The following is a 19293-nucleotide window of genomic DNA, read 5'->3' as shown; positions in this document are numbered from 1 at the left end:
TAGATTTCGTTAGCTTTTAATTTTTTAGTAAGGAACAACATGTACAAACTGATTGCTCTTGATATGGATGGCACACTGCTCAACAGTGATAAAGTAATTTCTCAAGAGAACAAAGACGCGATTGCCAAAGCACGCGCTGCAGGTGTGAAAGTGGTTCTGGCTTCTGGTCGTCCTTTAGAAGGCATGCAGAGTAAGTTAGACGAGCTTTCAATCAACGGCGAAGATGACTTTGTGCTCTTCTACAACGGCTCTATGGTTCAAAACGTCTCTACAAAAGAACTCATTCATAGTGAGATCAGCAATGGTAAAGCCGCGAAAGAGATCGCAGCCCTCGCTGTACAGCTTGGTGGTTATGTTCATGCATTCAGCAAGATTCATGGCTTAATCACGCCTGAAAACAATGAGTACACAGCTATTGAAGCGCGTATTAATGGCTTAGAGATTACCGAGTTCGACTTTTCTCAACTAGAAGATGACCACGAAATCATCAAAACTATGATTGTCGCAGAACCAAGCAAGCTGACTGAAATCATCGGCAAGTTGCCACAAGAGCTTAAGACTCAATTTACTATCGTGCAAAGTGCACCATTCTTCTTAGAGTTCCTAAACCCAAATTCAAACAAGGGTGTCGGTATTGAGGCGATAGCTAAGCACTTGGGTATTACAGCAGAAGAAGTAATCTGCATGGGTGACGCTGAAAACGATCATCATATGCTTGAATACGCTGGCCTTGGCATTGCAATGGAAAACGCAATGGAAGAAACCAAGAAACTGGCGGATCACATCACAGCGAGCAACGACGACCATGGTGTAGCGGTCGCGATTGAGAAGTTTATCTTCAACTCATAAACGCTCAGCAGCTATAGTGAGAATTACTTTTTGCTTGTTGCACAAATGACAAAGGCTGTGCACTGCACAGCCTTTTTTGATTTTATATTAGTCGGTTCGCCTACTCTCTTTTCCATGGCAGACGAAACGCCACTACACCAAATAGAATCAAGATTGGGAAACGTAAGGTCTCAACGATAAATGAAGCGATGCCACTGAATGAGACGAAACTTCCTGCCCAGCTAATCAGCAGATTCCCCGCTAACAACATCGCCATCACTCCAAATACAATCTTGAATGAGAACTGGCCGACCAAAGGCTTCGAATCCGTTAACGTTACTAAGCATGCAATCGTCATCAAAATTGCTACCCAGAAAGAGAATGTTGGCAGTGGCCATATCACCGTGAGAACAATCGACAGTAAGCACAATGCCCACCAGACACCTTTAGAGCTTAATAAGGCACTAATATCAACATCAGGTTTCGCATCTAATCTCACGATGTGCCAAGTCGTTAACGCGCCCAATACGCCTCCCATTAATACATCACTAAAGAACGCACTGCCTGAATAAGACGTAAATAGCATAATCCACAGTAGGCCCGCGAGCACTATCAAAATCGATTTTTGCTCCAAGAGGCGCTTTAGTTTCCAAAAGACTAACAAGGTTAAACTCACCCACAAGCCAGCCAATAAACTTGGAAAGCTATAGCCACTGCTCATCACTAGCTTCAATGTTGGCAAGTAAGCATGCGGACGTGGAAAACCAAACCCTTGATGGGCGATTAAAGTGAGCAATGTCACCGAGATCAAAGTGAAGCCAAACTTCAACGCGAAGTTACGGCCAAAATGCCAAGCAACTAGTGGCAATATCACGATGAAAATCCATGGCTTCGCTAACGAGTCAGTTAAAAGCACAGTATTCGCAAACACGCTTGGCATCTTATCGAACGCGTTTTGAAGCGACACAATCCAATTTAATTCAACTTGATGGACTTTCGGTGCCGCGCCCACCAGCTCAGTCACATACGTCACAGGTTGATCTGTCGCGGATAGGAAGAATTCGTTAATCTCAGACCATTGCTCTGGGTAACGATATTGATTGGCTTGCAACTCCGTAGGTGGTAATAACATCGCGCGACTGACTTCCACACCATAATGAGGAGCAAACCAGATTGGTAGCTCAAAGCCACCTAACTCATTTCGAGCTTTGTAACTGATCACTTCAGAGTCAGAGACACAATCATACACAACGGCACTATCGGTATAACCCAGTACATCACCGACCGTTACCGACAAACCCGCCTCTTCCCAAGTTTCTCGTTGCGCCGCGACCGATGGCGGCTCACCAGAAACCACAGTGCCTCCCGGTAGAGACAATTGCCCCGTGATCAATTCATCAACCAATACGATTTGGTTATCAGCACGTACTACACACAAAGCGCCCGCAATATGATCGGGCAAAGTGTTGCTTGCCCAAGCGGAAGTAGTACTCAAAAGAGATAATATGAAAACTAATAAATATCGAATAGCCAACGAGTTTACCTAAAAATAAGAGAAAAAGTTAAAGACTGCTCTAGTGTAATCAAAGCCGCACAAAATCGCTGTCTACGTTTTGTGCAAAGCCTTCCTCATCCATTGAATGTGAGGTGTGAACCCCATTTTTTGATAGAAGTCCTTGGCAGGTGAATTAAAGTCCCAAACCTCTACAAAGACTTGTTCAACCCCATAATCATCAAAAGTCGCTTCAACTTTGCTAAACAACTTTTCAGCAATCGATTCTTTTCGATAATCAGGCAAGACAAACAGTTCATCGACACTCCCCATCGGCACCGGTTTACTCACCGTTGAGATAAGCTCACAAAAATGTCCGGAGATAAAGCCAACAATGAGCTCACCTTTTAATGCCACATAAACCAAGCATTCAGGATCATCCAAGTAACGTGCAATGCTTTTTTCCTGCTCAATCTCTTCTGCCGTTTTAAAGTGCTCTGGGCTAGCAAGGTGGTGGTGATGGTGGAGATCGAACATTAACTCGTTAAGTTGTTCCAAATCCGTGTGTTTTGCAGCCCTTAAAGTGACATTCATGACTATTGCGCTTCTCAAACCAAATTAATATCTAAACTGAGTCTAGTTTACTTGCCGTGAGTATCTATACAAGTTATTGAATTAATTCATTGTTTGAAGTGCGTATTTTAGATACAAAAACGGCCACATTACGTGGCCATTCTGTTTGAATGATTTTCAATTAAACGAATATCGAAGCTATGGTTTTAGCTGTAGCTTTAGCTTTAGCTTTATGCACCGTTGTCCTCTTTCTCTTCTTTGAGATCAGCAAGCTGTTGTTCTAGTTCAATAAGCTTAATTTCAGCCTCTACTTCAGCAACTCGCTTTTCTGCATCGGTGCGATTGTCTTGCGCTAGACCATCGGCAGTAACTTGGGTTCGTTGTGCGTTTCTTGCATCATCCGTATCTTTCATTGAACCAGCAACACCACCAGTCACACCACCCAATGCAGCACCCTTCGCGGCTAAGCTCGCATCTCCAGTTAGAGCGCCTGCTGTCGCTCCTAATAAAGCACCACCCACAGCACCACGATTACGTGCAGCATTCTCATTTTCGTTATCCATTGCTGGAGATGCGCAACCAGAAAGAGTCACAATCAGTGTCGCTAAAAGAAAAGGTTTAGTGAATTTCATAGGAGTCTCGCTTAGTTCTTCGTTTGGAGTAGAGCCATCTTAAGCAGAACCGTTAATGAGATAAATAAAGCCACGTTTAGACGATACATCATGTTCAGTTATGTATCATTCAACCATCGCATAAGTACTTATTGATATATATCTTTGAGCTCGCCTTAGCCTGACAAACAAAAAAGGCGACCAATAAGGTCGCCTCAATCGAACTTTCTCTATAATTCTTCTCTTTCAGATGTCGCTCTTAGCCTTTGGACCAAAAGTTTTGCATATTTTCTGCACTAGGTGGTGGCCTAACACCGCAATCTCGATAATGATTTTTATCGCCGATCCCCAGTATCTTGCCATTTTCGTCATCAATCATAGCGGCTACTTTGACACCGTCTCCCACATGACGAGTCAACACAACAATTTCACCAGCTCTTTCAGATCTTACCGCGCCTAAGATTTGATATTCGTAGCGACCTTTCCTTGAATTAACGATCATCTTCGAATTAATCGGGTCGGCTTCATACCCCACGCCCATATCAAAAACTGCTTGATAGAGATCGACGCCAGTCTTGGACACACATTTAAATATCTTGGGATGACTCAATGGCTCTAACAACACTCTACTCGCTTCATCCTTTGAAATACTGGCACTAGCAGCACCACTGACCAATAAAGCAATCAACAAAAAGTACGCTCGCATAAAAAGACCTCAATATGTGGGATTCATAATGAGGTCATAGTAAACGCAATGGATAAGCGGATGAATAAAGTAGAGTTTAGGTAAACCATCACGCTGGGTTATGCATTAATAAACAAGCCGAAGGTGAGATTACCTAAACTGCGACGTCTATTTGCCGAGCTTTTCAGCTATTTCAGTTAAGCTGGTAGGGTCGTCAATCGTCGAAGGCACCACATATTGTTCGCCTTCTGCGATCTGTCGGATAGTTCTACGTAAGATCTTACCTGAACGTGTCTTAGGTAACCTCTCAACAACCAAAGCTTGCTTAAAACAGGCGACCGCGCCAATCTCATTGCGAACCTTGCCAACCAACTCCGCTTGCAACTCAATGCCATCGACTTTTACGCCATCTTTCAGCACAACTAAACCAAGAGGTAGCTGCCCTTTTAAGTCATCGTGAATACCGACTACCGCACATTCTGCAATGGCTGGGTGACCACCCACGATTTCTTCCATTTCTCCCGTCGACAGACGGTGTCCCGCTACGTTTATCACATCGTCGATACGGCCCATGATAAATAGATACCCATCTTCATCAAGATAGCCACCGTCCCCAGAAACATAATAGCCCGGGAACTGACTCAAATAGCCGGATTCAAACCGATCATGATTGCGCCATACCGTGGGTAAACAACCAGGCGGCAATGGTCGTTTAAGTGCCACAAACCCTTGTTGATTCGTTTGTGCGATTTCACCCAACTCATTGAGGATCTCCACTTGGTAACCGGGTACTGGCTTGGTTGAAGAACCCGCTTTTACAGGCAAAGATTCAAGCCCTGTTGGATTGGCAGAAATAGCCCAACCCGTTTCGGTTTGCCACCAGTGGTCGATAACCGGTTTATTGGTATGAGATTCAACCCAATCCAATGTTGGCGGGTCCAAACGCTCGCCAGCCATGAAAATCGACTTGAGTGATGATAAGTCATACTTGGTGAGCAACTCACCTTCAGGATCTTCTTTCTTAATGGCTCTAAATGCCGTTGGAGCAGAAAACAATACATCGACGTTGTACTGTTCACACACACGCCAGAATGCGCCGGGATCTGGTGTTCGTACTGGCTTGCCTTCAAACAAAATGGTCGTGCAGCCATGAATCAATGGCGCATAAACAATATAGGAATGCCCCACTACCCAGCCGACATCGGAAGCTGCCCAAAACACACCATCTTGCGGCATATCGTAGATAGTGCTCATCGAGTATTTCATGGCGACCGCGTGACCACCATTGTCACGAACCACGCCTTTTGGCTTACCCGTCGTCCCTGATGTATACAAGATATATAGTGGGTCAGTTGCTAGAACAGGCACACACACATGAGGCAATGCATCGCTAACCGCTTGTTGCCAAAGTACATCGCGTTCATTGTTCAATTCGGCTAGAGACTGCTCTCTTTGGAATACCACCACTTTTTCGGGCTTCCAACGACTGTCCATGATCGCTCGATCAACCATCGGTTTATATGGCAAGACTTTGTTTATCTCGACACCGCAGGAGGCAGTAATCAACACCTTCGGCTCGGCATCTTCAATTCGAACGGCAAGCTCATGAGGGGCGAATCCGCCAAACACAACCGAATGCACCGCGCCAAGTCGTGCACAGGCCAACATTGCCATTGCCGCTTCAGGAATCATCGGCATGTAGATCACCACACGATCGCCTTTGGTAACGCCTTGCGTGGCTAACATACCAGCGACTTTAGCCACTTGGTCACGTAATTGATTATAAGTGTACGAAGATTGAGTTCCAGTAACTGGAGAATCGTAAATCAGCGCGGTATTGTCACCTCGTCCATTTTCACAATGGTAATCAAGCGCGAGCCAGCAGGTGTTCATCACCCCATCAGGAAACCAACGTTCAATACCGTTATCGTCAGTTTGTAATATCGTTTTTGGTGGTTCAAACCAATCTATCGCTTGTGCTTGTGTTTCCCAGAACGAATTGGGGTCTTCCCTAGCCCATTGATACTCGGTGATGTAATCTGTTTTTCTAGTCATTCGATTCGTAGCAGACATAGTGCCTCCTCCATGATTTATCCATTAGTCCAAGCGCCTAGCTTTTGGCAGTGTCACTTGGGTGCACTCTTTTCTCAGCGTTGTGTTCGTGAACATTTGACCGTTCACGACAATCGCTTTACTTAGGAAAAGGCACACGGATGGCACCTTCCATGATCACTCGGGCACTACGACTCATTATCGCCCTTTCTATTTTCCACCCACTTTCCGTCTGAATAGCTTTAGCACCCACTTTTAAGGTTCCTGATGGATGACCAAAGGTAACAAAATCTCGGGAACCCTCACCGACTGCCAAGTTCACTAACGTACCTGGCACACTCGCCGCTGAAGCAATGGCGACCGCTGCCGTACCCATCATAGCGTGATGCAGTTGTCCCATAGACAAAGCACGCACCAGAAGGTCAGTATCTTCGACAGCAACCGATTTACCACTGGAGGCTTGGTACGCTTGAGGCTTAGCAACAAACGCGACTTTAGGTGTATGTTGACGTGATTCAGCTTGTTCTAAAGAATCGATAAGACCCATCGCTACTGCACCATGTGCTCGTATGGATTCAAACAGAGCCAAGGCTTTGGTATCACTATTGATATCTGATTGAAGTTCAGTGCCTTGGTAACCAACCGATTCAGCATCAACAAAAATGGTGGGTATCCCAGCATTAATGTATGTCGCTTTGATGCAACCCAGATCGGGAACATCTAAAAAATCGACAACATTCCCTGTTGGGAACATAGAGCCACTCGCATCGGTGGGGTCTAGAAAATCAACTTGGATCTCCGCGGCGGGGAAAGTCACACCGTCGAGTTCAAAATCACCCAGTTCTTGGACTTCACCACCAGCGATAGGTACATGAACAATAATGGTTTTCTCTATGTTCACTTGCCATACTCGCACCTCGACCACACCGTTTTCTGGAATACGATTCGAGTCGACTAGGCCACTATGAATAGCAAATGGGCCCACTGCAGCAGACAGATTGCCGCAGTTACCGCTCCAATCAACGAACGGCTTGTCTATTGCTACTTGGCCGAATAGGTAATCAACATCGTGATCGGCTTTACTGCTTTTCGAAACAATAACGGTTTTACTGGTACTGGATGTTGCACCACCCATGCCATCGGTTTGTTTGCCATAAGGATCTGGACTACCAATCACGCGCAGAAGTAATGCGTCTCGAGCTTCTCCGGCAACTTGCGCAGCTTCAGGTAAGTCACTTAAATTGAAAAAGACACCTTTGCTTGTTCCACCCCGCATATAGGTAGCAGGTACTTTTATCTGTTTGATGTTCATAACTAGCTCCTAATTTGCAAGAAAGTCTTTGGCGAAACGTTGCAATACGCCACCAGCGCTATAAACATTCACTTCGTCTGCGGTGTCTAGTCGGCAGGTCACAGGAACATCAAGCATTTCACCGTTTTTACGAGTGATGACTAGAGCCAAATCAGAACCTGCTTCAATGTCGCCGTACACGTCGTAAAGCTCGGTGCCGTCCAGTTCTAAGGTATTGCGATTCGTTCCTACTTTGAACTGCAGAGGCAATACACCCATGCCAACCAAGTTGGTTCTGTGAATTCTTTCAAATCCTTCAGCCACAATCACTTCAACACCCGCTAAACGCACACCTTTGGCAGCCCAGTCACGTGATGAACCTTGTCCATAATCCGCACCCGCCACGACAATCAAAGGCTGTTTACGGTTCATGTAGGTTTCTATCGCTTCCCACATGCGAGTAACCTGCCCCTCAGGTTCAACTCTTGCTAATGAACCTTGCACGACTTCTCCAGCGTCCTTCACCATTTCGTTAAAAAGCTTAGGGTTGGCGAATGTTGCTCGTTGCGCGGTTAAGTGATCACCTCGATGGGTCGCGTAAGAGTTAAAATCCTCTTCCGGCACTTCCATTTTGGTGAGGTATTCCCCCGCAGCGCTCGAAGCGAGAATCGCATTTGAAGGGGATAAGTGATCTGTGGTGATGTTGTCACCCAGAATCGCTAAAGGTCTCATACCAGATAGGCTTCGTTCTCCCGCAAGAGCCCCTTCCCAATAAGGTGGTCTGCGAATATAGGTACTTTGAGGCCGCCAGTCATAAAGCGGTTCAGTCGTCGCCTGTTCCTCGTCTGGCTGGAACATTTTCACGTAGATTTGTTGGAATTGCTGAGGCTTAACGTGCTCACCGACAACGGCATCGATCTCGGCATCACTCGGCCATAAATCACTTAAATAGATTGGTTGGCCGTTATTGTCTGTACCTAGACTGTCTTTCTCGATATCAAAGCGAATCGTACCCGCTAAGGCATAAGCAACAACCAATGGCGGTGACGCTAAAAACGCTTGTTTGGCATAAGGATGGATTCGACCATCGAAATTTCGGTTCCCAGATAACACAGCGGTTGAATACAGATCGCGGTCGATGATCTCTTGTTGGATTTTAGGATCCAACGCCCCACTCATTCCGTTACAGGTAGTACACGCATAACCTACGATACCAAAACCTAATTGTTCCAACTCAGGAAGCAAACCTGCCGACTCGAGATAGAGCTTGGCAACTTTAGAACCTGGCGCAAATGACGTTTTCACCCAAGGCTTACGAACTAATCCAAGCTGATTGGCTTTCTTAGCCACCAAAGCGGCAGCGACGACATTTCTTGGGTTACTGGTATTGGTACAAGAGGTAATCGCCGCAATGATCACGGCACCATCTGGCATCTGGTCATCGGAATATTGTTCAGCGTGTTGCTCTTTCCAAGATGCTTGACTGATACCTTGCTTGGCAAGTTCGCTGGTTGGTAAACGGCGATGAGGATTGGATGGCCCTGCAAGATTGCGCTCGACCTTCGATAAATCAAACTCTAATACACGCTCATATTGAGCAGAATCGAGATCGTCAGCCCATAGCCCAGCTTGCTTAGCGTAGCGTTCAACTAGTTCAACCTGCTCAGGCTCTCGACCAGTGAGTTTCAGGTATTGAATAGTCTGCTCATCGATATAGAACATACCCGCTGTCGCACCGTACTCTGGCGTCATGTTGGAGATGGTTGCGCGGTCACCAATGGTCAGTGCACGAGCCCCTTCACCGAAGAATTCCAAATAGCTTGAGACCACTCTCTCATTGCGAAGGAACTCAGTAATCGCAAGCACAATATCCGTTGCAGTTATCCCTTCTTGTCGTTGACCCATCAGTTTAACGCCTACAATATCAGGCAATCGCATCATCGATGGCCGACCGAGCATCACTGTCTCAGCTTCCAAGCCGCCCACACCAATCGCAATAACGCCCAGAGCATCAACGTGCGGTGTATGGCTATCGGTACCAACACAGGTATCAGGGAAAGCGATGCCTTCTTTAGATTGAATAACCGGAGACATTTTCTCCAAGTTAATCTGGTGCATGATCCCGTTACCCGCAGGGATCACACTCACGTTTTTAAACGCGGTTTTACACCATTCAATAAAATGAAAACGGTCTTCGTTTCTGCGCTCTTCAATCGCGCGGTTTTTATCAAACGCTTCGCTATCAAAGCCTGCGTGTTCCACTGCCAGAGAGTGATCAACAATCAGTTGGGTTTCAACAACGGGGTTCACCTTGGCAGGGTCTCCGCCTTGGTCAGCAATCGCGTCTCTTAATCCAGCCAAATCTACTAGGGCTGTTTGACCAAGAATGTCATGACATACAACGCGCGCAGGATACCAAGGAAAATCTAAGTCGCTCTTGCGTTCAATGATCTGTTTTAAGCTGTCTTCAAGGGTTTCAGGATCACAGCGTCTTACTAATTGCTCTGCCAATACTCTCGACGTATAAGGCAAGGTTTTATAACTGCCCGGCGATATTGCTTCTACCGCTTCGCAAGCGTCGAAATATTCTAAGCCCGTTCCCGGTAGAACCTTTCGATACTTGTTTTCATCAAGATCTTGGTTTCTTTCAAGTTTTACATCAGACATACATCCACCATTATCTGTTAAATTCTATTCGTTGGTTCTCGAGGCCTTATCACATGAAGAGAAAAGTCACCTCGAGATATAAGTCGGCTCGATATAGAGGACTAACGTAAATGGATTGGTAGCCAGTCTTGATGCTCTGGCCCGGTGTAGTCTGCACTTGGACGAATGATGCGATTATTTTCTCTCTGTTCGAACACGTGCGCCGTCCAACCCGTAAGGCGGCTCATCACGAAGATCGGAGTAAATAATTTGGTTGGAATATCCATGAAGTGGTAGGCCGATGCGTGGAAAAAGTCCGCATTACAGAACAAGCCTTTCTCGCGCTTCATTACCGCTTCAACACGTTCTGAAACGGCGTAAAGCTGTTCATCTCCCACCTCTTGAGCTAACTCTTTTGACCAACGCTTTATTAGAGCATTTCGCGGGTCGCTTTCACGATAAATGGCATGACCGAAGCCCATGATTTTGTCTTTGTTAGCAAGCATCTGCATGATGTTAGTTTCTGCTTCATCAGCGGTTTGCCAATCTTGGATCATTTCCATCGCCGCTTCATTCGCACCGCCATGTAAAGGACCTCTCAACGTACCAATCGCTGCGGTGACACAGGAGTGGATATCTGACAGTGTGGATGCACACACACGAGCCGCAAAGGTTGAAGCATTAAACTCATGTTCCGCGTAAAGAGTTAGCGAGCAGTGCATCACCTTCTTATGAAGTTCACTAGGCGCTTTATCCGTTAGCATTTTCAAGAAGTAGCCACCCAGACATGCTTCGCTTTGATCTTCAGTATCAATTCGCACGCCATCATGGCTAAAGCGGTACCAATAACAAATAATGGCAGGGAAAAGCGCGAGCATTCGTTCAGTCGCAGGCAGTTGCTCAGAAAAATCAATCTCTTGCTCTAGATTACCTAGCATTGAACAACCCGTTCTCATCACATCCATCGGATGAGCGTCTGCAGGGATCAGTTCTAAGGCCGCTTTCAAAGGTCGAGGCAAGCCGCGCAGACCAACTAACAAGGCTTTGTAGTCATCGAGCTCTTTTTCAGTGGGTAAGTGGCCTCTTAGTAGCAGATGCGCCACTTCTTCGAACTGAGCATGATTAGCAAGGTCGGTAATATCATAACCACGGTAGGTTAAGCCAGTTCCTGACTGGCCTACGGTACATAGCGCCGTAGTTCCCGCACTTTGGCCACGTAGACCAGCACCACCGATTGCAGGTGCGCTTACTGGTGCACTTGCTTTTATTGCGCTTTGTTGTTGGTTTTCTGTTGAAGCCTTATCGACAGCTGCTTTATCACTCAAAGATACAGACATGGTGAACTCCTTTTCTGTGTTAGCCGCCTGCACTCTTTGGTGCTGCCTGTTTATGTGTCCGGTGATCTTTATCATCGGTACTGGATATGGCGACTAACCATTTCACGTTATTGGATTAAGTTGATTTTTGATTAATTGAAACTGGTTTTACCCTTCACTTGAAAACAACTGATCAAGCTTGTTCTCGTAGTCGTGGTAATTAAGGTGTTCGTAAAGCTCTTTACGGGTTTGCATTGAATCCAACAGAGCTTCTTGATTGCCTTCAACTAACAAGTGCTTGTAAACATTCTCCGCCGCTTTGTTCATCGCGCGGAATGCACTCAGTGGATAAAGCACCATATCGACACTTGATTGGGCCAACTCGTTACAGTTATAGAGCGGTGTTTGGCCAAACTCAGTGATGTTGGCCAAAATAGGCACGTGTTTACCCGTTGCAGATTTCAGCGCTGCCGAGAACTTCACGTATTGATCGAGTTGATTCATAGCTTCAGGGAAAATCATGTCAGCGCCCGCTTCAACACAAGCAATCGCCCTTTCAATCGCACTATCAATGCCTTCAACCGCCAATGCATCCGTACGCGCCATAATCACAAAGCTCTCATCGGTTCTAGCATCGGTTGCCGCTTTGACTCTATCGACCATCTCTTGCTGGCTCACAATCGCTTTATTTGGTCGATGACCACAGCGTTTCTGGGCCACTTGATCTTCCATGTGAATTGCAGCTGCGCCTGCCTTCTCCATAGCGCGAATCGTACGTGCAATATTGAATGCGCCACCAAATCCCGTATCGATATCCACCAGCAATGGCAGATCACACGCGTTGGTAATACGTTCAACATCCACCAACACATCGTTCAATGTCGTAATACCTAAATCAGGTAAACCGTAAGACGCATTGGCGATGCCTCCACCAGACAAATAGATCGCCTGATGCCCCAAGTTCTTTGCCATCATCGCGCAATACGGATTCACCGTGCCGACGATCTGCAATGGGTCGTTGTCTTGCACAGCTTGTCGGAACTTAGCCCCTGCTGATAACTTCATAATGACGCTCCCTGTTAATTGTTTATTTCTAATCTTTATGACTACTGATGTTTAGCTCTCGCCAGCAAAGAACCGCTGGCAAATACCAGTCGCCTGTTAATCAAGATCTTTGGATTGAATTTGTTGTTCTATAAGCAATCGACTACCCGAGATGTGTCGTCGCATTAGCATTTCTGCTAGCTCTTCATCGCGATTACGAATCGCTTGTAGGATGTATTTGTGTTCATCGAGCGCCTCTTTTGGTCGAGACTGAGCCCTAGGCGATTGATAGCGGTACATGCGTAATAGGTGATAAAGCTCGTCACACAACAGAGAAATTAATTTGCTGTTACGACTCGCTTTGATAATGCGGTAATGAAAATCGAAATCCCCATGTTGATGGAAGTAAGATGAACCTTCGACTTCATCGATATGTTTAGAATGTGTCGACAATAAGCCTTCAAGCCCGATAAGCTCTTCTTGTGTGATATGTCGCGCTGCTAGGCGAGCCGCCATGCCTTCCAATGCCTCTCGCACCGCGTAAAGCTCTAGCAGTTTGTCTGCAGAAAAAGTAATAACTCGAGCGCCGACATGAGGAATTCGCTCAATAAGCCCTAGCCCTTCCACACGCATTATCGCTTCACGTAATGGACCTCGACTTACCTCGAAGCGTTTAGCCAGTTCAGGCTCCGAGATCTTACTGCCCGGTGCTAATTCACCGTTAACAATCGCCTCAACTAGGTACTCAGTCAGATTTTCCGACTTGGTGTTTTCTTTGTCGCTCACACGTGTTTTCGTGTTTGCACTTAAGGTGAGATCTTTTATCGCAGTATTCATATTCACGCTGCTCACTTCTGATTGCCGACCCTAACTGTCAACAATTTCATAACATGAACATAAAATACACGATCGAATTGTCGACAATCAAGTAGATTGTCGACAATTTAGACTAAGGTAGTATTTTTTATAGACGATAAAGTTTGTTAGAAAACACGAAAATAATGACTTAACCAACTGTTAATAAATGAATTAACCTAGGAGAGGCTCAACAAACCCTTACTTACCCTACAATTATTAGAAATCGATGTGTCGACAACTTGCCATCCACCTTTTAGATATAGTATTCATTTTTACTCATCAGCGATTTAGACCAAAAAAAAGAGAAGCAATGATCGCCTCTCTTTATTATTCACAAGGTTAACACTCTCAAAATAGGTTAATCACGAGACATCAACATGGTACTTGCCAATAACGACATTCCTATTAGCACTACCCCTAAGTTACCAATCTCACCAGCAAGCCCTAGTCCCCCACCAATTAAACAGTAATAAAACAATCCTAGAACCGCCCCTGCCGTGCCTGCTTGCTGTTTATAATTGACCAACGCCGTACTGAATATATTAGGACTTGCCATACCAAACCCTACAACCACAGCAGCCATTCCTAGCAGGAACCAAAGGCTGTCTTGGTAAAAGTACACCTGAACAGCCCCAACAAAGCTGATTAACACCGCGATCTGAATGAGTCGTTGGGAACCCCATTCTTTTACTAGCAATCGTTTATTCATCGAGCTTCCTAAAACGGAGGCAGCCGCCAAGATCACGCCACTGTAACCAAATTCTATGGAACTTAAGCCAAATTGGCTGAACATAAATGGTGCTAAAGAATAATAGCTAAACATCATGACATTAAAGCAAGCCACAAGAATCGCACTTTTCCAAATATCCCTATCTTTTAGCATTACCGTGAAAATACCAATAAAGCTGACTGTTTTAGTATCAGCAGGTTTCGTTTCGGGTAAAGAAAAGGCCGATACGATCAGCAATATAAAAGCCATGACAAGCAGTAAACTGAACACCACTAAGTGTCCAAAATATTCAGCAATCAATCCTCCTGACATTAAGCCAACAACAGGGCTGATTGATACTGCAACAATTGCTAGCGAAAACACTTTCCCTAGCTCTTTGCCTTCATAGCTATCTCGCAGTATTGTTTGACCAATAACTGAGCCTACCGCTGCCCCAAAAGCTGAAACAACCCGCGCAATCATGACCATATCAAATTGAGTTGCCGTGATGGCTAACAGGCAACCAACGCCATAAGTAAACAAACCACACAACATCGCTTTTCTGCGGCCAATAAGATCAGAAACTCGCCCCCAAAAAACAACACCCACAGCAAAAGCAATAAAGTAAATCGACAAGGTTTGACTTGCACTTGCCATTGATACACCAAAATAATCAACTAAGTGCGGCAATACTGGGCTGTAGATAGTTTCAACAATTTGGGGGAACATCAGCAGAATGATGATCAGTCCCATATGGGGTTTTTTATTCATATTATTCTCTTCTAAAACTGGAATAAGAGAAGTATATGGATTCCATTTGTGTTCAAATATCAACAGTAGAACAACAAACATCAAAATAAGGACAAATTATGTTGATCGATGACAACACACCTTTTTATGTTGATGGAATGCCCTATCCCTTTGTCGGCATTGCCGCCCAAGTCGGCAGGCACGATTCTGGTATGCATACACACAACCGTGCACAATTGTTATTTGCACCACACGGTTGCATCAGTATTACCCTCGACGGAATGCATTGTGTGTTGCCGCCCACCAAAGTTGCCTGGATACCCGCGGGAATTGAGCATTGTGCAACCATGACCAATGTCGTGGCCTATCGCTCGCTTTATTTTGATCCTCTTCGTATTAAAAACTTGCCTGAAGAGTTAAGTATTCTTAACGTCACACCACTACTAAAGGAGTTGATCGAACGAATGGCTTTTTGGGATTGGGATAAACCTAGTGAAGAGCAACAAAACACATTGGCGTTGTGTTGCGAGGAGCTTTCTTACGCAGAAAGGTACGAGCTAACGCTGCCTTTACCCAAAGATAAACGATTAGCGTTGTGGTTAGAAAAAGTAAAACTAGGAACACAGTTACCTCAACCACTCAATGAAATGGCCAAGCATATTGGAGCAAGCAGCAAGACCGTTAGCCGATTATTCATCAAAGAAACGGGGATGCCTTACCAAGCTTGGCGTCAACAGTGGAGGCTGTTAAGTGCCATTGAACAATTGTCAGAAAAAAAGAGTGTCTCTGCGGTTGCCCACGAGTTAGAGTTCTCCAGTGACAGTGCGTTTATTCATTTCTTTAAGCAACACACCGGAGAAACCCCCACTCACTACATGAAGTGAGGTCAACAGCCATTCATGCTTTCTGGCAAAGTTAAGCAGCGACGCCTTCAACTACATATTTTGATAGGTCTACATGATCGATCTGTTCCGGTTTTAAATACGTTTCGGCATAACGGATATGTGTCCCGCTAGTTAGAAACAACCTAAACAGTTCTATATCGAGATGCTCGTCCAACGCCATTTTGTACATGATATCGACAGCCACACTAATCGGCTTCGCTTTCTTGTACGGCCTATCCGCAGCAGTTAGCGCCTCAAAAATATCCGATATCACGAGAATACGTTCTGGAATTGAAAGATCGTCGCCAGTCAACCTCCTTGGATACCCAGTGCCTTTGAGTGTTTCATGGTGCGTCGAAGCATAGCGAGGAACACGGCTTAGTTCTTTCGGGAATGGCAGGTTCTCAAGCATCTTAATCGTGCCAAGCATATGCTCATTTATCTTGAACCTGTCTTCAGCAGTTAACGTGCCACGTGCAATGCTCAGATTGTAGACTTCGCCTAAGTTGTATAGGTGCTCCGGCACATCCATTTTGATTTGATGTTTCGGGTCAAACTCTAACGGCCTATCTCTTTTCACTATATGTTCAGGCTTATCACTTAACAGCGGCTCTGTCGCTGGCAAACTTGAAATCGGCTCTCGATTCAAGGCTTCTATCGGTGATAGACCAAGTTGATCATCAAAGTTACGGATCCAAGTCGTCTCAGCTATCGAACGAATACGAGCAACTTTGTCATCACTCATAAACTCGCCACCAACGTTTGATATCGCGATAAAGGCAAAGTCATCTTGTAGCTGCTGCTTCGTTGCCGCAAGCTCATCGGCTATCAGTTGCGTTGATAGCGTACCATCAAGTTGTTTTCTCAAAGCCGCGATTTCCGCATCACGCCAAAGTACTTCAAAACGAGTTCTCACCTCGTGAATTCGGTTGTAGTTCGCTTCTAGCTTCGTACCTTTATCGACGATGTGTTCCGGTGTCGTGATCTTGCCACAATCATGAAGCCAAGCTGCAATCCTAAACTCACGGCGTTCGTCATCATTTTTAAACTCAAAGTCTTTGAAGTGCTCTGATTGTGATTGCTCCGCCGCGTCAGCCAGCATCAAGCCGAGTTCTGGTACACGATTACAATGCCCTGCCGTATAAGCGGACTTATCATCGATCGCTTGAGCGATGAGCTTGATAAACGACTCAACAAACGCCTCTTGAGTTTGCTCATGTTGTTTGAGTTCTGTCGACATCTCTTTGACTGCAACTGACAACTCCCATATTTCCTTAATTCGAGTATCCAGCACGGTCACGCTGTCATAATCACGCAGCTTAATCTTACTCGTCTCTGCTTTTAATTGACGAATAGGACGAACAATTGGCGCACCAAAGATCCAAGCTACCGGTAAGGTTAGGCTCATAAGAAGCACTGTCACGCCAATGGAGGTCGCCACTCGCTTGTTCACAGCGCTGTAAATTTCCGCTTCTGGTATCGCTACTGCAAAATATTCAGAGTAGTGCTCGCCTGTCTCAATCTTTTTCAGATATAAACGCTTAGCTTCACCATTGAGCACAATCTTAACCATTTCGCCTTCGGTGGTCGCTGTCGCGGTTCTATCATAGAGCTCAGTATAAGGAATGGTTGTTCCTGTATTTAGGGCCGTATGTTGAAACCACTTTTGAGATAATGCGGCTTTCTGTTCATCAGCGAGTGCACGAATCGCTTGATTTAGGATTGGTAATAGCTGTTGATGTTTATTCTGTAGCACAATGTGAAACTGGTTTGGATAGCTCGCTTTCAAGTCCAATAGCGCTTCATTCACTTTGAGGTTTGCATGGAAAAACTTATCCAATGAAAACGACAGCACGGGCTTAGCATCGAGTACCGCAAAATATTCACCATTTTCAACAGCATCCAATGCCGATTCCATGTCGGAAAACTCAACAAGCTCGATATTTGGGAAGTCGGCTCTCAATTGAGGTGTAATCGACCACCCTGATAGAATCGCAACTTTTTCACCTTCAAGTTCAACGTAATTTGATAGGGTTTGAACGTCGTCTCGAGTGACAACAGAGAAAGGTAGTTCATAGATAGCGTCAGTGTATAAACCTTTCACGCCATTGCTTTCGTAGTTCTGAATCGAATGCAGTCCATCAATGCTTCCTTCATGAAACTTGCCAGTTAACTCCGCCCACGAAAAGCCATTCACAAATTCAAACCTAACCCCGCTCATTTCACTGATCATTTTCAAGAGATCAATCGCGTAGCCGTGTGGTTCTCCAGATACAGAGAAATCCATCGGACCCCAATCATTTTGATTCGAGAACAGCAAAGGTGGTGTTTTTTCTATGATGCCTTGTTGCTCAGAAGACCATTTGATTTCACTCGCTTTAGGAAGCACTTGTGTCGTTTCAATATCGCAATTAGACGCGATAATGTTGCCGGATTTGGAGTATAAGAAAGATTCAACCTGACTGTCTTCATCAAGATCCAATGCACTGGCCGATAACTTGCTTGCCAAAGAAGACAACACGATATCTATACCTATTACATGTTGCGTATCGCCAGCAGCTTTTGATTCAAAGGCTAGAGAATACGTTTGGCCCGTGATCTGGAGATGTTGGAAAAGATAAGGCTGTGTTTTCTCAACAACCTCCGTATTCGCAGAGATATACCAAGGCCGTGTCGTAGGAAAGTAATTGCTTGGCTCAGTCTTTGAGTCTCGGAGGTTAAACTCAAGGTCGTAATACTTAGTCGTACGGATACGGCCGGCTTCTCTGTCGCTGATCTCGATCACGACCCAGCGGTCTGAGCGATCGGCACCAATTTTTTCTCTAACAAAAGGGGAGGATTCCAGATTGATAATTTGGAAGAAGCGTTCGTTAGAAGAACCGATATAAATACTGTAAAACAGAGGGTTGTCTTTTATTGCTTCAGAGAGGATCCCACGCGACTCTTCCCGAGAGATTTGATGACTAATAGATCGATGCACTGAAGAGAGTAAGCGAGCGGTATTTATCGCATCTGAATCGACATTGCCGATATAGTCGCTTAAATCCTGAGATACCATGGTCAACTTCGACAAAGTATGTTCGGTCGCCATTTTCTTACTGAAGTAGTACTGAAGTGAAACTGCCACGATCGCCGTCAGCACCGTCGCAAGTAAAAACATCCCTCCAACGGTAAACCGCAACGAGATTTTTGTGTTTGCCATTATTCTATCCTTGAATAACCACTAGCCCAGAAATGTAACATGCTAGCAATATTTATATTATTACTACGGCATACTGTCTCTAGCAACACATTATTCTATATATAATTTAAGATCTCCTTATATCCCCCTCTGCGTCGCAATAACCTCGTATTTAAATGACATTTAACAATATAAACCAGCAAGTAATTACCATAATTAAATTAATGGTATTTGTTTTCATAAAATGGAAACACCTCACGCCTTTGTTATGATGCTTATTATATTATTTACTTTATGCTATAAATTTAGATATAAAGTTTTAACATCAAGTCAGTTCGTTAGTATCGACATAACCTTATGTCAGGACACCTTC

General features: G+C 45.1%; 14 protein-coding genes. 2 read left to right on the top strand and 12 right to left on the bottom strand.

Features of this window, described 5'->3' with window-relative positions:
- Nucleotides 1-39: 39 nt before the first annotated feature.
- Entirely contained in the window at nt 40-849 is an 810-nt protein-coding gene (locus AACU28_RS15660) for a Cof-type HAD-IIB family hydrolase (RefSeq protein WP_017093206.1), read from the top strand.
- Nucleotides 850-949: 100 nt separating this feature from the next.
- Here AACU28_RS15660 and AACU28_RS15655 read toward each other — a convergent pair whose 3' ends face one another.
- The 11 genes from AACU28_RS15655 to AACU28_RS15605 all read right to left on the bottom strand — a co-directional run bounded on the left by AACU28_RS15655 (nt 950) and on the right by AACU28_RS15605 (nt 14876).
- Nucleotides 950-2362, bottom strand: coding sequence for a bifunctional NUDIX hydrolase/phosphatase PAP2 family protein (locus AACU28_RS15655; RefSeq protein WP_121603195.1), 1413 nt, complete (start codon nt 2360-2362; stop codon nt 950-952).
- A gap of 72 nt (nt 2363-2434) precedes the next feature.
- On the bottom strand, nt 2435-2914 hold the full coding sequence (locus AACU28_RS15650) for a GNAT family N-acetyltransferase (protein ID WP_017100229.1): 480 nt from the start codon (nt 2912-2914) through the stop codon (nt 2435-2437).
- A 209-nt stretch (nt 2915-3123) separates the two neighbouring features.
- Nucleotides 3124-3525: a glycine zipper domain-containing protein gene (locus tag AACU28_RS15645; RefSeq protein WP_004733606.1), complete on the bottom strand. Its 402-nt coding sequence runs from the start codon at nt 3523-3525 to the stop codon at nt 3124-3126.
- Between the two features lie 238 nt (nt 3526-3763).
- Nucleotides 3764-4210 (bottom strand): hypothetical protein, encoded by a 447-nt coding sequence (locus tag AACU28_RS15640; protein ID WP_121603194.1) that lies wholly within the window; start codon nt 4208-4210, stop codon nt 3764-3766.
- Between the two features lie 147 nt (nt 4211-4357).
- Nucleotides 4358-6262, bottom strand: coding sequence for a propionyl-CoA synthetase (locus AACU28_RS15635; RefSeq protein ID WP_121603193.1), 1905 nt, complete (start codon nt 6260-6262; stop codon nt 4358-4360).
- 118 nt (nt 6263-6380) lie between these two features.
- Entirely contained in the window at nt 6381-7553 is a 1173-nt protein-coding gene (prpF, locus tag AACU28_RS15630; protein ID WP_121603192.1) for a 2-methylaconitate cis-trans isomerase PrpF, read from the bottom strand.
- Between the two features lie 9 nt (nt 7554-7562).
- A complete protein-coding gene (gene acnD, locus AACU28_RS15625) occupies nt 7563-10199 on the bottom strand; it encodes a Fe/S-dependent 2-methylisocitrate dehydratase AcnD (protein ID WP_121603191.1) in 2637 nt (878 codons plus the stop codon).
- Nucleotides 10200-10300: 101 nt separating this feature from the next.
- Nucleotides 10301-11515, bottom strand: coding sequence for a bifunctional 2-methylcitrate synthase/citrate synthase (gene prpC / locus AACU28_RS15620; protein WP_121603190.1), 1215 nt, complete (start codon nt 11513-11515; stop codon nt 10301-10303).
- Between the two features lie 147 nt (nt 11516-11662).
- Complete coding sequence (gene prpB / locus AACU28_RS15615) at nt 11663-12559, bottom strand: methylisocitrate lyase (protein ID WP_009846616.1); 897 nt, start codon at nt 12557-12559, stop codon at nt 11663-11665.
- A gap of 96 nt (nt 12560-12655) precedes the next feature.
- The gene (locus AACU28_RS15610; RefSeq protein WP_017071741.1) at nt 12656-13375 is read right to left on the bottom strand and encodes a GntR family transcriptional regulator; all 720 of its coding nucleotides are present in this window, start codon (nt 13373-13375) and stop codon (nt 12656-12658) included.
- 379 nt (nt 13376-13754) lie between these two features.
- A complete protein-coding gene (locus AACU28_RS15605; RefSeq protein ID WP_146162380.1) occupies nt 13755-14876 on the bottom strand; it encodes a multidrug effflux MFS transporter in 1122 nt (373 codons plus the stop codon).
- Nucleotides 14877-14974: 98 nt separating this feature from the next.
- Here AACU28_RS15605 and AACU28_RS15600 point away from each other — a divergent pair, with 98 nt between their 5' ends.
- A complete protein-coding gene (locus tag AACU28_RS15600; protein WP_017093989.1) occupies nt 14975-15739 on the top strand; it encodes an AraC family transcriptional regulator in 765 nt (254 codons plus the stop codon).
- 31 nt (nt 15740-15770) lie between these two features.
- Here AACU28_RS15600 and AACU28_RS15595 read toward each other — a convergent pair whose 3' ends face one another.
- Nucleotides 15771-18941 (bottom strand): HD domain-containing phosphohydrolase, encoded by a 3171-nt coding sequence (locus tag AACU28_RS15595; RefSeq protein ID WP_121603189.1) that lies wholly within the window; start codon nt 18939-18941, stop codon nt 15771-15773.
- Nucleotides 18942-19293 lie beyond the last annotated feature (352 nt).

It is taken from the genome of Vibrio sp. SBT000027, assembly GCF_963894355.1.
GTDB lineage: Bacteria > Pseudomonadota > Gammaproteobacteria > Enterobacterales > Vibrionaceae > Vibrio > Vibrio splendidus.
The sequence above is the reverse complement of the archived record's forward strand: the minus strand, read 5'-3'. Positions and strand labels throughout refer to the sequence as shown.